15 protein-coding genes are annotated in these 14,495 nt (G+C 49.8%); 4 read left to right on the forward strand and 11 right to left on the reverse strand.

Going from position 1 to position 14,495, the window contains the following annotated elements; all coding sequences use genetic code 11:
- Positions 1–142: 142 nt before the first annotated feature.
- The 4 genes from KDW_RS20430 to KDW_RS20445 form a co-directional block, all read right to left on the reverse strand.
- On the reverse strand, positions 143–493 hold the full coding sequence (locus KDW_RS20430) for a hypothetical protein (protein ID WP_151757806.1): 351 nt from the start codon (positions 491–493) through the stop codon (positions 143–145).
- Positions 490–1,398, reverse strand: a complete 909-nt coding sequence (locus KDW_RS20435) for a class I SAM-dependent methyltransferase (RefSeq protein WP_162005443.1) — start codon at positions 1,396–1,398, stop codon at positions 490–492. The genes KDW_RS20430 and KDW_RS20435 overlap by 4 nt, the downstream gene beginning before the upstream one ends.
- Before the next feature lie 321 nt (positions 1,399–1,719).
- A complete protein-coding gene (locus KDW_RS20440) occupies positions 1,720–2,658 on the reverse strand; it encodes an HlyD family secretion protein (protein ID WP_162005444.1) in 939 nt (312 codons plus the stop codon).
- A gap of 428 nt (positions 2,659–3,086) precedes the next feature.
- Positions 3,087–3,380 (reverse strand): hypothetical protein, encoded by a 294-nt coding sequence (locus KDW_RS20445; RefSeq protein ID WP_151757809.1) that lies wholly within the window; start codon positions 3,378–3,380, stop codon positions 3,087–3,089.
- 197 nt (positions 3,381–3,577) lie between these two features.
- On the opposite strand from KDW_RS20445, the gene KDW_RS35145 reads away from it, so the two are divergent.
- Positions 3,578–3,745, forward strand: coding sequence for a DUF6194 family protein (locus tag KDW_RS35145; RefSeq protein ID WP_269822493.1), 168 nt, complete (start codon positions 3,578–3,580; stop codon positions 3,743–3,745).
- Positions 3,746–3,812: 67 nt separating this feature from the next.
- On the opposite strand, the gene KDW_RS20450 is transcribed toward KDW_RS35145, so the two are convergent.
- From KDW_RS20450 to KDW_RS34080, 3 genes are all read right to left on the reverse strand, one after another.
- Entirely contained in the window at positions 3,813–4,130 is a 318-nt protein-coding gene (locus KDW_RS20450) for a hypothetical protein (protein ID WP_151757810.1), read from the reverse strand.
- 85 nt (positions 4,131–4,215) lie between these two features.
- Positions 4,216–4,776, reverse strand: a complete 561-nt coding sequence (locus KDW_RS20455; RefSeq protein ID WP_151757811.1) for an MFS transporter — start codon at positions 4,774–4,776, stop codon at positions 4,216–4,218.
- Positions 4,777–5,068: 292 nt separating this feature from the next.
- Positions 5,069–5,503: a hypothetical protein gene (locus KDW_RS34080; protein WP_233097828.1), complete on the reverse strand. Its 435-nt coding sequence runs from the start codon at positions 5,501–5,503 to the stop codon at positions 5,069–5,071.
- A 479-nt stretch (positions 5,504–5,982) separates the two neighbouring features.
- Here KDW_RS34080 and KDW_RS20465 point away from each other — a divergent pair, with 479 nt between their 5' ends.
- On the forward strand, positions 5,983–7,119 hold the full coding sequence (locus tag KDW_RS20465) for a multicopper oxidase domain-containing protein (RefSeq protein WP_151757813.1): 1,137 nt from the start codon (positions 5,983–5,985) through the stop codon (positions 7,117–7,119).
- 1,098 nt (positions 7,120–8,217) lie between these two features.
- Entirely contained in the window at positions 8,218–8,817 is a 600-nt protein-coding gene (locus KDW_RS20475; RefSeq protein ID WP_151757815.1) for a dihydrofolate reductase family protein, read from the forward strand.
- Between the two features lie 124 nt (positions 8,818–8,941).
- Here the strand turns inward: KDW_RS20475 and KDW_RS20480 are convergent, their stop codons facing one another.
- From KDW_RS20480 to KDW_RS20490, 4 genes are all read right to left on the reverse strand, one after another.
- Entirely contained in the window at positions 8,942–10,201 is a 1,260-nt protein-coding gene (locus tag KDW_RS20480; RefSeq protein ID WP_233097829.1) for a dihydrolipoyl dehydrogenase family protein, read from the reverse strand.
- A gap of 5 nt (positions 10,202–10,206) precedes the next feature.
- Positions 10,207–10,368 carry an FAD-dependent oxidoreductase gene (locus KDW_RS34085; RefSeq protein WP_233097830.1) on the reverse strand — a complete coding sequence of 54 codons (162 nt, stop codon included), beginning with the start codon at positions 10,366–10,368 and terminating at the stop codon, positions 10,207–10,209.
- 21 nt (positions 10,369–10,389) lie between these two features.
- The gene (locus KDW_RS20485; RefSeq protein WP_151757816.1) at positions 10,390–12,387 is read right to left on the reverse strand and encodes a glycoside hydrolase family 15 protein; all 1,998 of its coding nucleotides are present in this window, start codon (positions 12,385–12,387) and stop codon (positions 10,390–10,392) included.
- 67 nt (positions 12,388–12,454) lie between these two features.
- Positions 12,455–13,588 carry a hypothetical protein gene (locus KDW_RS20490; protein ID WP_151757817.1) on the reverse strand — a complete coding sequence of 378 codons (1,134 nt, stop codon included), beginning with the start codon at positions 13,586–13,588 and terminating at the stop codon, positions 12,455–12,457.
- 379 nt (positions 13,589–13,967) lie between these two features.
- On the opposite strand from KDW_RS20490, the gene KDW_RS20495 reads away from it, so the two are divergent.
- Positions 13,968–14,495 (forward strand): sigma-70 family RNA polymerase sigma factor, encoded by a 528-nt coding sequence (locus KDW_RS20495; protein ID WP_151757818.1) that lies wholly within the window; start codon positions 13,968–13,970, stop codon positions 14,493–14,495.

Genomic DNA, 14,495 nt, shown 5'->3' on the forward strand with positions numbered 1-14,495 from the left:
GTGGGATAGCAAGGGACTCTGCCCGAAACCCTCCCTTCCCTCGGAGATGGTCATTGAAGCATGATATATGCGTGTCCTGGTATAGAAAAGAGCGCAGTAGTATAGCCGTGAGGTAGTTCAGACCACCACGGCTTGCGGTGGATTATGCTTTATCATCGAGAAAGGTCTTCAATGCAGTGAGGTCCGCGGTCGCAAAGGCGCGTTCCCTGGTCGCTGGACTCATCTCGTAGTAACCGAGTATATTATTGACCATCATCTTCATCGCAATATGCTCTTCAGGCATGAGCGATAGTATGATATACTCGTCGCGTTGATCCATCTTGCTCACGATTCTTCCATGGAGTGCCTGCAGAGCGCGGAGTGCGGCATTGCGCTCTGCGGATGGCTCAATGTTTTCCCAGGCAAAACGACGATACCCCTGGATATAGTAAATCAAGCGTTGCGCTTGCTTATTGGTGATATTGAGGTCGTGTGGGAGCGATGAACTGTTCATGCGTCTGGCGCTCTTCTGCCATAGGCAGCGTGGAAAACATAGGAAGCGTGAAGCGTCTCCCATTCCCTGGCTACGCTCTGTACCCAGGTATCAAATTGCTCTGGACTCATATTTGCCTGAGTACAATAGGCACCTTTGAGTGCGTTGAAGGCACTCAACACATTTGTCTTGAGCATCGACCCGACATGGCCTCCCCAGGTTCCTAACGGGGCAGGAATGTGGTTGATCTCAACATCCTGTAACCCGGCCCTGGTGAGCAACTGGCCGAGCTGAGACACCATTCCCATATCAAACCCGCGCTCTTTGCTCCGATCCCCCATCCACGCAAGGAGCCGCGCCGTTTCTGGTCCGGCATTCTTGATCGTGACACCAATTTCCAGAACCTCGATCCATCCACCGGGACGCGTCACGCGGATGAGTTCATCGATGACCGTGGACCAGTTGGCTGTGGGGATAGCTGCGACAAGCAACCGTTGATGGACAAACTCAAACTGTTTCTCCGGGAAAGGGAGTCCCTTCAGGACATCACCAATCATGAAGGTGTACGCTGCTGTGGATGTGTATTGAAAAGACGAGGATGATACATCCAGGCCAATAATGTGTGCCTCGGGAAAGAGACGGTTCATCTCAATCGGCCAGATGCCAGTACCCGTACCAACATCCAGGATTGTGGTTGTCTCGGGTTTGATCGGTGCGAGATAGTGATTGCCCATGGCCGCATAGAGTGCCCGGTGTTGAAAATTCAGACGCGTATCTTCTTCCGCATCCTTGGGTAAGAAATATGGTGTATCGATCAAGCGAGCACGATCATCGACAGAGACTGAACTCGCTGGTTGCTGCGCTGGTTCCTGCTCTAGCTGGAGAGTATTGCGGCGGCGGAAAAAAGGCCACTGAATACGATTCATGACAATATTCCTTTCATGAAGAGACGACATTCCTGTGATGCAGGCTTTCAAGTGATGAAAGTAAAATAGGATTCTGCATCTATAGGACTATTTGTGATGATAGAGATACTATAGATATCATACATGTATATACTACGATGTGGAATCTGTTATGTAACGTGCCATAAGGCCATGAACAGCGAAAAAATTATAAAAGTGGCAAATAACTTGAGAGGAATGCGGCTTTCCTTTATAATATAATTCATTCCTGTCAAATAGACAGGCAACGTAGTATTTAATAGCATCTCTTTTATCAAACCGATCAGTATCGCGCTTGTTTATTTATCTGATCACGATCGTTGCATCCGCTGTCATATTCGGAAAGAGTACAACCCCTCGTGTACTTGCCGGATCAATGTGCACAATAGTGGGGAACGTTGCTCCACTGGTTGTCACTGCATTCGGCACGATTGCTTCTATTGTTCCTCTAAACTGGCGATTCCCATATGCTTTGAGCTTAAATTGGACTGGCTGTCCAATTCGGATTTTGATAATATCGACTTCGCTGACATTGAGCAAGATGCGATCAACCCGGCTAAGATCGACCAATTGAATGAATGGCAAGACTGGGGCACCACTGGGTGCACCAAATACATTATTAACTGGAGCAGCAGGCTGCCCTCCAATCGTGCCATTAATGGCGGTTACAACTCCATCCTGCGGCGCTATGAGTGTCGCCTCCGCCAGATTCGTTTGGGCCACATGGAGCTGCGCTAGCGCCTCTGCCAGCAATCCCTCATCTTCTGCGACATCTCTGGTGGTCTCTCCGCGCAGAGGATTGTCAATTGCCGGGGCAATTTCAAGCCGAGTAACATTGACGCGGCCCCGGGTAGCTGTTACCGCCACTCTGGCATTTGCATACGCCTGTTGCAGGGCTGCCTTATCTTTTTCGACCAGCGCCTTAGCCGCCACGACCAGTGCATGGGCATCAGCCACTACTTGTTGATACTGTGCTTGAGCCGCATTCAGACAAATCCTCAGGCGTTGTAGTTGCGTCTGTGAGCTATCAGTACTCTTCCCCGTATCACTCGGCAAATTGGAGAGTGCAGCATCTGTCATTATGGGGGTCGGAGTAATATGAGTGGGAGTAATAGGGGTCGGAGTAATATGAGTGGGGGGAGCAGGACTTGCCGGGGGTGTAGCTGTGCCGCCATGAGGATCAGTGTTTTTGGGATCAGTTTGCTCTGTGGGGGTCGCTGTATCAATGGGGAAATTCACCATACAGTTCACAATACTCAACTTGAGCTGTGCGTGACCATTCTTAATTTGTTTGTCCGTCTGGTTTTCAATCGCGCTAATAGGATCTCATCACTTGTCAGTACCGTTTGCGGCAGCAATATTTCCTGTTGTATTGTGGCATCATGATTGCAAGGATCTCATCACTTGTCAGTACCGTTTGCTCGCAGCAATATTTACCTTTGCCTGTTGTATTGTGCATCATGATTGCAAGGCCTCATTAAATTCTGCTCAGCAACACGCACATTCTCGTCAATCCATTTTAATGCTAGCCTATGGTAAAAGAGTGATGCCTTTAATTTATGTCGCGCCGCATTGACGCTCACCTGAGCAGCAACTACCTCACTCTTTAAGGTCGTGTATCGAGCGAGCCAGCACCTGCTCGTACACTTTCTGCCAACCTGACATCAATCTCAGTAATTTACCATGCACCCGAAAAACCAGATTATAAACGGGACTTGCAGCAAACCAGATGCCTGTACGGTTTTCGCAACTGGTTTATGCATGGCCAGTGGATTCTGATAAGACACGGCCAACAATGGGTGAAAGAGGATACCACCAATGATACTTATGAGGACCACCATCAGGAGTCCCGCCAGGAGCCAGTGGGGACGCTTTATCGCTAATAATGCGACACTTTCCTGGATGTGTTCTTCATCGCTGGCACTTGCCCGAGCACGTATGTGTTTGGGTAAGAAGAAAGGCATGAAACGCTCCTCTTATGAAAAACCATCATTAGCTGTACTCATATGTGTTTTTCGCTGTTTAAAATCAGTATAGGGAAACGCTAAAATGACCAGAGGGAATGAAAAAGATGATATGTGATATATGCTGGAATCAAAGACCCGGTCCAAAAAGTGCTGCCGGAAACCTTCTCGCGTGGTAAGCCAGATATGATAAAAAGATGCCAGAAGCAGCAAGGGATTTGACACATCCCGAGTATGGCCACATATTCTGGGTATGTGTGCTCACCCCTGGCGAGGAAATGTTTGCAACGAAAGTCCGGCAACTTTTGACCGAAGCACATGAGCTGGCTGTAAGCAAGTACAAAAGGAAGGCAGCTCGCCAGTAAGCATCGCCACCATGTAGCAGCTGTGGCCAGTCGGCGTAAGCGAAAGCCGCCTCTCGTACCGGCAGCCTTAAAGGCCAATATTTTTCGTTGAAGCGCTTTTGTGGCCATAAAAATAGTACGTGGAGAGGGCGCCACACGCGGAGGCCGGCATGCGGCGTGATGGTGGAGCGAGGGGCTCAACGAGCAGCGCATGCCTGTGGCGCCTACACCGAGACGGATCCTGTTTCGTGATCCTCTCTGCACCGGTACGGGGAGGATCACGAAACAGGATCCGTGTAGGCGCCACAGCACTGCGAAGTCGTTCTTGTACGCTGGCTTGCGCAAACGTCGCAGTGCGGCCTCCGCGTGTGGCGCCCTCTCCACGTACACCTGGCTTGCTGGTCACGTCGAACCATCTCTCCACGTCTCGCTAACCGAAAAGTATTAGCCTTAAAGGCTGCCGGTACGGGTCGCAGCGACGAAGGCAGCCGCTACGGCTTGTACGTAAAGATTTTTCGCAGCATTCTGCCCAGTGTAAGCAGGGCCAGGACGCCGGTGAGAAAGTAGATGCTGCCCTGAATATTGAGCAGCAGCACGGGTCCGAGGCGATCACCAAGCAGACCAGCCAGGATGATACCAGCAAATAACATCAGCGCGCTCACGGCCTGGATCGCGCCAAAGACGCGTCCGCGCAGGCGATCTTCAACAAGTGTCTGGAAGAGCGTTTGTTTGCTTACCTGCATTCCGGCACCTGGAACGCCGACCAGAACAAAGAGCAGTCCGACCAGCAACACGCCTCCCTTCACAAACACTGGTAGATCGATAATCAATAGATCAATGAGGCCAAAGAAGCAGGTACACACGCCTGGCAAACGCACCGGAGTGACACGTTTGCCAAACTGCCCTATCACCAGGCTACCCAGCAGGCTGCCAATTGCCTGGACCCCGAGCAATATTCCGTAGACTGCTGATCCTCCGTTCAACACCAGTTTCACAAAGACCACCAGCATAATGCCAAAGATTCCCTCGCCCAGGCATTGCGCTGCCAGCATTACAAACAGTACACAGTATCCAGAGTGAGCTTTTATCGTGTATGATCAGCAGGGGTAGCAGGCCAAGAGCCATCAGCAGGTTGCCGATGGTAAATCAATGGGGTCAGGTTCTTTTCTTCTCAAGAGTATAGCATTTTCTTGTTAGCGAAAGGTTGCTACATATAGCTTATCGCATCCCTGCGCGAAAACCTGACACGTTTTTTTGAGAAATTTTTTGAAACCTGGAAGAGTGGGATAATTTCCTCGTGCGTGGGTATATCGAGACTGCCCTGGCTGGTAGAACCTGTAATTTTTAACTGCGTATGCAAAGTACCCAGGCAGTGAGTGGTTGGGTGACACCTGATGCATTCGCCGCAATAACGTGCCATCCTGTAGGATTATTAGTTGCGGGAAATGGGCCGGTCGTGGTAATAAATCCCCCCGCGATTCCACCTGGTCCAATAGCACCACCACCACCAGTAGCGATCCTGCCTGCAGGACATGTAGCAGCTAAATCCTGAGCGGCATTGTTAGGAATCATTGCGGTTGCAGTTTGTACAACGATAAGAGGGGCCTGTGGAGCGTTAGTTGGTGGAAAGTTAGTCTGTGTAGAGTTAGTCGGTGGGAAGTTAGTCGGTGGAAAATGACGCGGTGGGCGCCTAGCAGCATGTGTAAATGCAGTCCCGGACGTTATTATGGCAGTACTACACACAAGTACCGCGAAAAACCGGAAAAGGGTGCGTAACATAGCTGTCTCCTATTCATAAAATACATGATGCGTTATTTTTCGATGCAATGAAACTATTATTCATCACTTTTTTTAGTATAAGGATGCTCTTCAAAATATATTTGTAGATACTTAGAAAACCTTCTGGAGGACAAAAAGATCATCCTGCAAGCATCTGATGAGGTGCCAGATAGAGGAGCATCATATAGTCCTGGCCGGCAAGCTGTTTTGCATGTTTTCTTTTGTAAAAATAACACTGTTTAAAAAAAACGATGTATAATTATATATGCTTATATAGGGATGTTTTACATATCTAGATGGATCGTTTTAACAAAACATTCTTATACGTGAAAGCAGTTGTATTTTTATTGTACATGAGGGTTTATATGAAGTACACGGGTAGACTATTATTAGTGACTCCCTACCTGCATCAATGTCGCTCCGTGGTACGGCATTCACCCGGGTAATTCCATTCAAATTTTTTGAATGAAAGAGGAAAAATGAGTAAATTTGAACAAAGACTCTCTCCCTCTGATACCCCAACTCCACCTATGCCAGGTGTTGTACCATCAGGGGCAAAAGAGTCAACAGGTGTATCGCGCCGTAAAATGTTAAAAGGTGCGGCCGTGGTGGGTGGTTCGGTGGTAGCAGTAAGCGCGATTACCCTGGCCAGTAATGGCACCATCAATGCTGCGGTCGGGAACACGACTCAAACTTTTGTGGCATCACCGGGGAAGTTACGGGAATACTGGATCCAGGCCGATTCATTTAACCACAACCTGGTACCAACTGGACACGATGGATTAATGGGTATGCACTTCGACCCCCACGAGTGTTCTTATTGGGCGATTGGTTACCGTGCATACACGCCTGGCTGGGGAAAACCTTTAGCTGGCAACAACGATATCGGGGCCAATACAGGCATTCCCGGTCCTATTTTGCGTGGTAGCGTGGGCGATACCATTCGCGTGCATTTTCGCAATAATGATACGCACTATAACTATGCCCATAGTATGCATCCCCATGGGGTGTTCTACACGCCTGACAATGATGGTGGCTGGTTCGCGGCTGATCCACGACCGGGGGCGGCAATCAAGGTACATCAGTCCTATACCTATGAGTGGCAGGTCCATGAGAACTCTATGGGTACCTGGGTATATCATGATCATTCTTTGCCGGTGGGGAAAGATATGACAATGGAACGAGGGGCCGAGCTCGGACTCTTTGGTTTTATCGTGCTCACTGATACCTCGACGCCTAAGGTTGATCGTGAGTTCTTCACATTCCTGCATGACCTGTATCAGGCCGATGTACCCACGCTCTCGCAGGACTATGACTGCTTTAATGGAGCCTCCTATCCAGGCAATACGCCAACCTATAGCGCGCGTGTAGGTGAAAAGATCCGCTGGCATGTGGGGGCACTGGGCAAAGAATTCCATGTCTTCCATGTCCATGGTCACCGTTGGGCCTCCGGTAATCAGGCGGGCAACCGTTTCACCGACACCATTCTGCTGGGACCCTCGACTGCTACATCCTTCGATTTCGTCGAAGATAATCCGGGTAAGTGGCTCTATCATTGCCACGTCACCGATCACATGATGGGTGGCATGGCTGGTATCTACAACGTAACGCGATAATATGATGTTGCCGATGGAGCAAACTCTACCTCGTAGTCTTTGCTCCATTGGTAGCCAGCTATATTTACCTCATTGCCAATATTTTTGGCATGGCTCATATCCATGTGCCACCAGTTACCTCCATTGGTGCTATCTTTGAACCTTGCCTCAACGCTGTTTTCAATCCCAACAGTTGAAAATAACTTTGCTGATCGTCTACTGATTGAGAATATTTGCGGCATCTGTAAAAATCTGGTGTTGTGAGTGAGCCTGCATCTCAGCACCGATGAGTAAGTGTCCATTGCGATAGGCGGAGAAGACCATACACCAGTCAGTTGATGTTGCATTTGAACCTGTTTTGATCCCATTAGCCCCCGGCACATCTTGTAGAAAAGAAGCAAGTAGTGCCCATTGTGCTATCAAAGAAGGTGAACAGGGGATCCGAGATCGCAGTTAGAAGCAGGTGAGCCAGACAAGAGAACACATTCCACTGGAACAGATAAATGCCTTCCGCTGGCGTATTGCTAAAAGCTACTATGCTGAAGTCACCTGCTCCATGTTGGAATGTGTCGTTGAGGAATGGAGAGCAGCATGTCATCGATGCCCAAGGATGCAAAAGCTATGTACGCAACTGCAAACAGCAACAATCTGGAATGAACAAGAAGCGTGTCTGGAAGTGAAGATCAACAGCATACCAGACACAGTGTAGCAAAAATCAACCGCAAAGTTTGTAGCTCGATCATCTTTGCTTTTCTTGCTCCTTTGAGGTGATGGGACGTTTTATCGGCAAAAAATGATTTCATCAACATCATCCCGGCAATCACGTTCCTATTCTCCATGAGAAGATTATTCTTCTTTCCCGATGGGGTTTAACGAAACGTATTCGCGCTTGCCGCTGCAACCAGTTGGCGTTCGCTCGTACGTGGAGAGGTTGCAGTGGCAAGCGCCGCCGGTACTACATCTTTTCGCCCGCTCTGTTCAAGAAGATGAGCAAGATTGAAGAAGTTTTTTGAGGATGCGCATGATATGCTCTTTCAAGAGATACCGCTGCAGTCACATATATACAGTTTTGACTTGCGGCTTGAGAAATCACGCACATACCATAGGAGACAATGCATCATGAGAAAACTCATCGTCCTATCTTTTATCACCATTGATGGCATTATGCAGGCTCCCGGTGGTCCTGAGGAAGACACGACTGGTGGTTTCACATCTGGTGGGTGGACCGTTCCATATTTTGATGATGTGCTTGGTAAGATTATGGAAGAGCAAATGAGCCAGCCCTTTGATCTCTTATTAGGCAGAAAAACATTTGAGATATTTGCATCCTATTGGCCACATCATGAGGAAGAAGGAGCTGGCATCAACAACGCTACCAAGTATGTTGCTTCAAATACGCTTACCACCCACGACTGGAAGAAGTCAGTCTTTTTAAAGGGTAATATTGTGGATGAAATTAAGCAGCTCAAACAACAGGATGGTCCTGACTTACAAGTACACGGAAGTGGCAATCTTATTCAGACGTTATTGGAGCATGATCTGATCGATGAATTCTGGCTCAAAATATTTCCTGTAACTCTCGGTATAGGAAAACGTCTGTTTGATACAGGAACTCTTCCTGCTTCCTATACCCTGATTGAATCTCAAACATCCCCGCGTGGAGTGATTATCGCGACATTCAAACGTGCGGGAGAAGTCAAAACGGGATCGTTTGCCTGATTTTTCACGATGAAAGCAAAAAACACCTGTGAAGCTTGCGCAAGCCCGCGCCCAGACGCATTTATTCACTTTGTGTGTCATTCTCATCAGAACTCACTGCATGAATGCGCGGGCTTGCGCAAGTTTATGTGTGTAGAAAGGTCGAGAGCAGGCGTATGAACGTACGATTGCTGGCGGCTTCTGCTCCGGTGAGATATGCCTCAAAGGTGGCTTGCTGTAGCCCTGTGCTTATGGTGGGATAGGGGTGAATGGTATTGAAGATAGCTTTGATGGTTAGGTGATGCTGCATGGCCAGGGCTATTTCCCCCAACAGTTCACCTGCACCTGCTCCGACCAGATGTGCGCCTACGATCTGCTCTTTTTTTCCAGCCAGGACTAATTTGATAAAACCTGCCGTTGCATCCGCCGTTTGGGCGCGATCGATCTGAGACCAGGGGAATTTGATGATACGTACGTGCTTATATTGTCGCTCTGCTTCGGTGGGTAAGAGCCCGACTCGGGCCACTTCTGGCTCGGTAAAGGTGCCCCATGGTACGACACGGTAATCCACTTTCTTCTTTGCGAATGGAACCAGAGCATTACGCACGGCTATCCCGGCGTGATATGAGGCAACATGGGTAAAGAGGTAGCCTCCAATCACATCTCCGAGGGCAAAGATGTTTGGGGCTGATGTTTGCAGATGCTCATTGACTTGAATCCCTTTCTGACTATACTGAACTCCTGCTGCTTCCAGATTCAGGTGTGCTATATTGGGCTGACGACCCAGGGCCAGGAGCAGCTCATCAGCCTCGAATTGCATCATCTGCTCCCCTTGCTGAGCCATGATCACTTTCTTCGCACCCTTGCGGTAGGCTCTAACTACGCGTGCGTTCGTGATGATATCAATGCCTTCAGACTTGAGGATGCCTGCAATCGTCTCTGAAACTTCAGGATCTTCGCGTGGTAGCAGACGTTCTGGTCCCTGAATAATGGTGATCCTGGTGCCCAACCGACCAAGTGCCTGTGCCAGTTCTATGCCAACAGGACCCCCTCCCGCGATCACAAGTGATTCTGGCAGGGCTGTCAAGTCAAATACATCCTCATTTGTCAAATAGCCTGTCGCTTGCAGTCCTTCTATCGGTGGTATTGCGGGGTGTGATCCGGTAGCGACCAATATGCTACGACTGCTTATTTCCTCATCATTCAAAAGCAGTGTTGTCGATGATGTGAATGAGACGTGTCCAAATGCCACGGTTGTGCCTTCGGTGTAGGTCTTTTCCGCATCGCTCACACGTTGAATCACACCCTGGATAGAAGCGCTGATCTTTGCCATATCAACACTCTGGCATGTCGCGATCGATCCAAATTGTGCTGCTTGCCTGGTTTGTTGTACTATGTGTGCCACATGGATCAGGCTCTTGCTCGGTACACAACCGTACCGCAAACAATCTCCCCCAGCCGTTCCTTGTCGATCAGTAAAACGTTGGCACCGAGAGACTGCGCAAGATGGGCGGCAGTGAGGCCAGCTGAGCCCCCGCCAATGATAGTCAAGTCGTAGTGGGTTCGCTGCATAATCTCCTCCTGATATGTGTTTTATCTTTTTGCTGTTTGGTGAAAGGCTGCAATAACTGGATCGGTATGGTACTCAGCGCGACGAATTTCTGCTTTCTGTAGATTGTCAGCACTATTGATCAGGGCAATATGCGTAAAGGCTTGCGGATAATTCCCTAGAGCCATGCCGTTTTGAGCGTCGATCTCCTCAGAGAAAAGACCCAGACGGCTGGCATACGTGAGTAGACGCTCGAAAAGCGAACGAGCCTCATCAACACAGCCCTGCATCGCCAGATTGTCGATCAGCCAGAAGGTACAGGTGGTAAATGTTCCCTCTCCACCTGGCAGGCCATCCTCGGAAAGGTACCGATAGACAAAGCCATGCTTGTCTGTCAACTTTTCCATGATGCGATCAACGGTTGAGAGCATGCGTGGATCGTCCGGTGCAATAAAGCCAACCAGTGGCAACAAGAGATTTGCGGCATCGAGCGTCGTGTCGCTGTATGACTGCGTGAAAGCACCGACTCTTGTATTGTAACCCCGCGTCAGGATATCTGCCCGGATCTGGTCGCGTATAGTTATCCACCGGGGAAGATCAGCCTCCAGGTTGAGCTGTTCGGCAGCGCGAATTCCGCGATCCAGAGCAACCCAGCACATCACTTTCGAATAGACAAAATGCCGTGGACCACCGCGCACCTCCCAGATGCCATTATCTGGTTCCTGCCAGTGGGTACAGACGTGGTCAACAAGCGAGCGCATCATCGCCCATAGTGGACCTTCCAACGTTTCGCCGTAGCGCTCAAAGGCACCCTGACGACGATAGAGATGGATACAGTCTAGCACCTCACCAAACACATCCATTTGTCGCTGCTGGACCGCGCCATTCCCAATACGCACAGGGCTGGAGCCAGCATAGCCGCTCAGATGAGGCAGTTGCTGCTCGGTCAGCTCACGTTCGCCACGGATACCGTACATGATCTGCAAATCCTCGCCATCGGCACATGAGAGACGACACAACCAGTGGACAAATGCGTGAGCCTCTTCTGTAAAGCCCAGGATGTTGAATGCATAGAGCGTAAAGGTGGCATCACGTAACCAGGTAAACCGATAGTCCCAGTTGCGCCCACCGCCTACATTCTCCGGTAGCGATGTCGTCGGTGCCGCCACAATCGCTCCTGTGGGAGCATAGGTCATCAACTTGAGAGCAAGCGCACTGCGCTCTACCCAGTACGCATATGGTCCCATATAGGTGCATCTGGCGCAACTGGCAAGCCACGTGCGCCAGCAGTGCAGGGTATGTGCTAGCTCCGCCTCAAAGTTGCGTCTGGGCAGTTCTTGCTCCAGGAGCCGACGAGCAGCCTGGGCGGTACGCCCTATTCCAATCACAAAGCACAAGCGCTCGCCCTCACTCAAGAGAAACTGTGCCTGAATGGTTGGGTGCCACTCTTCTGGCTCTTGTACGACCTCCATCGCAAATGATGGCAGCAGATGAGCACCAACAATCGCCAGGGCCACATGTTGCTGCCCGCTGGAAATGAGTGCTCCCAGATGATTGGGCACAAGGGACACCTCACCGGGTGCAGCGGCATAATCTGGGGTCACCTTGAGCTTCATGGTGCACGCTATTTCACCATGCGTGCATTCAACAATACGCACCAGACTATGGCAGGAACCATCCTTCTCCGCACAGGTATTATTATCCATGCCTCTATATGGCCAGGCGCTCAATGTTTCTACCGGCATAAAATCGGTGAGCACCACTTCACCAGCAATACTGGCGAAGCGGGTTTGCAGAACATTACTCCTGTGCAGATAGTGCTGTGATCCAACAAGCGAGCTATCTGTCGGCGCAAGCTGGAAGAAGCCACCGCGCTCTGCATCGAGCAAGCGACAAAAGATGGCCGGGCTATCGAAATCCGGGAAGCATCCCCAGTCTACAGACCCTTCCGGTGATACCAGAACCACCGAATGACAATCGCCGATGACGCCATACGAATTGATCAGCGGATACTTGTGGTGAAGTTCGTTCGCTTTGGCCATGATGCACCACTTCCTTCTGGGACGATGGCAAGCCCGGGTGGGGCAAGCCTCGTCCCTACGCGTCTCTTCAACTAGAACTGGAATAGGACAAACTTACCTTTTGAGCAGCAGTTCTACCTACAACAAGTATCAGGAATGCTCCAACCAGAATCAGTGCAGCCGCCGGAGCGGCCCCTCCAACAGAGAAAAGCGGTGCGTGGCCTGAAAGGAAGGAGCGTTCGCCGTAGATGAAGATCACTATCGCCATCACGTAAAGGAGTTTACTTATCATTCGGTAGCCGACGCGATTGTATCTGTGCGAAACTGCTATCTTGTAGGCTCCACGTATCACCAGGAGCATGAGTACAGCCGCTATCCAGAAGATCAGCCCGGCCGCATTCCCTTTTGGCCCCACCTGATAGCCATTGACACCCAGCGTCAAGTTGGCGTAGCTCCCGTACAACATGATCGCTAAACCAAGGACGAGGAGGGTCTCTGTGAGAAGCAGACCTGGGAATCTTGCCAGGCCCTGCCAGGTCTCTAAACGTGCTTTGACGGTTTCACGACCCATGAGAAGAAACATACCGGGGACGGTAATCCCTAAAAAGCTGATCCAATTCCACTGCGGCGGCTTGAGTGCTGGTCCCGCTAGTTGTCCCAACGCAATCGCCATCAGGATGGTTCCGACAATCAGGATGACGCCATCACGGAGCATGAGTGGAAATGTGATGTGCCCTGCTGGGCGAGCAGGCCTGGAAAACCCCGATAAGGCCAGCCCACCGGCACCAAAGAACAGGCCCACCAGGACCGTGATGAACTGCGCGAGAGCGATTGCTTGGGAAGCGTAGCCCAGGTGAAACGCTGTCATAGCGAAACCAAAGTAGAAAAACGCATTTGCCAGAGCGCCGTCCCCAGGAAGTATCCCGATACCATGAGGCGCAGGCTTTTTATTCAAAACCACACGCCATAGCATGAGAGCAGCGTGGAGCATACCAAAGCTGAAAACAATCTCGGCCACCTTGAAAAGTATGCCCAGGCTGTCAACAACAGAACCCCCTTTGAAGATGACGCTTGCAGGTGTCAAGAGGGCCAGGGCCAGCATGACGATGCCGATAATGGTGAACGCAGACGCGCTTACAAGGCTATATCCCTTTACAAGACTATTCATTGGGGGCGCAACAGATGCATGTTCTGTCGTCTCAATTGCGAGTGCCTTATTCATCAAAATTCTCCTTCTTCTCATTGGACAGATCGTGTCCATCGTATCGTCGGGAGATGCTGTGAAACGTCATGGTTCTGTGGTCTGGTTGTCCAGGCACATCTCCCTGGGTGTTTTTCCTTTCACCTACCCAGACTGTTTTTTGAAAAAAATATTCCCTCTGTAATCGCAAAAAATAAAAGCACTGCATTATAAGTATAAAAATATGGTAATCTTATTCCTGTAATGAATACATAAAAAAGTGTAGAGCATGCAGACTCATCTACAAAAGATCATCGGACCAGATGGAAATGAAAAGGCCAGGAATCTTCTCTACCTGGATAGGGGGGAATAAAATCACGATCCTATCAGTCTTTTCTAGTGGAGGATAAAAGGAAAGGAAGTGCAAGAGCGCGATCAACGCTTGCGTTTTGAACAAATCGTCCTGCCGCATCTGGATGCAGCATACAATCTGGCTCGCTGGCTGACACATAATGACCAGGATGCGCAAGATATCGTGCAAGAAGCATACTTGCGAGCCTTTCGATTTTTTCACGGCTTTCGTGGCGGCGATAGTCGCGCCTGGTTGCTGACCATTGTACGTAATACCTGTTACAGTTGGCTGCAACAGCACCAAACCGATCCATTAACAGTACCTTTTCAGGAAGAACTTCATGATATAGGAGCTGAGACCCTGAATCCAGAAGTGTTGCATGTGCATTGTATCGATCAGCAGAGGCTTAGAGAGGCCCTGGAAATGTTGCCTGTAGAGTTTCGTGAAGTAATCATTTTACGAGAAATAGAAGAATTATCATATAAGGAGATTAGCATCATTGCTCATGTGCCCCTGGGGACCGTGATGTCTCGTCTGGCACGTGGACGTAAATGGCTTCAGCGCTATCTTGCTGCTCACATGAATGAAGAGGAATGA

It is taken from the genome of Dictyobacter vulcani, assembly GCF_008974265.1.
GTDB lineage: Bacteria > Chloroflexota > Ktedonobacteria > Ktedonobacterales > Ktedonobacteraceae > Dictyobacter > Dictyobacter vulcani.

Coding starts and splice junctions, on each gene's coding strand:
- KDW_RS20430 (WP_151757806.1), bottom strand. CDS start 493: ATGAACAGTTCATCGCTCCCACACGACCTCAATATCACCAATAAGCAA.
- KDW_RS20435 (WP_162005443.1), bottom strand. CDS start 1,398: ATGAATCGTATTCAGTGGCCTTTTTTCCGCCGCCGCAATACTCTCCAG.
- KDW_RS20440 (WP_162005444.1), bottom strand. CDS start 2,658: ATGGTGAATTTCCCCATTGATACAGCGACCCCCACAGAGCAAACTGAT.
- KDW_RS20445 (WP_151757809.1), bottom strand. CDS start 3,380: ATGCCTTTCTTCTTACCCAAACACATACGTGCTCGGGCAAGTGCCAGC.
- KDW_RS35145 (WP_269822493.1), top strand. CDS start 3,578: ATGCCAGAAGCAGCAAGGGATTTGACACATCCCGAGTATGGCCACATA.
- KDW_RS20455 (WP_151757811.1), bottom strand. CDS start 4,776: ATGCTGGCAGCGCAATGCCTGGGCGAGGGAATCTTTGGCATTATGCTG.
- KDW_RS34080 (WP_233097828.1), bottom strand. CDS start 5,503: ATGTTACGCACCCTTTTCCGGTTTTTCGCGGTACTTGTGTGTAGTACT.
- KDW_RS20465 (WP_151757813.1), top strand. CDS start 5,983: ATGAGTAAATTTGAACAAAGACTCTCTCCCTCTGATACCCCAACTCCA.
- KDW_RS20475 (WP_151757815.1), top strand. CDS start 8,218: ATGAGAAAACTCATCGTCCTATCTTTTATCACCATTGATGGCATTATG.
- KDW_RS34085 (WP_233097830.1), bottom strand. CDS start 10,368: ATGCAGCGAACCCACTACGACTTGACTATCATTGGCGGGGGCTCAGCT.
- KDW_RS20485 (WP_151757816.1), bottom strand. CDS start 12,387: ATGGCCAAAGCGAACGAACTTCACCACAAGTATCCGCTGATCAATTCG.
- KDW_RS20490 (WP_151757817.1), bottom strand. CDS start 13,588: ATGAATAAGGCACTCGCAATTGAGACGACAGAACATGCATCTGTTGCG.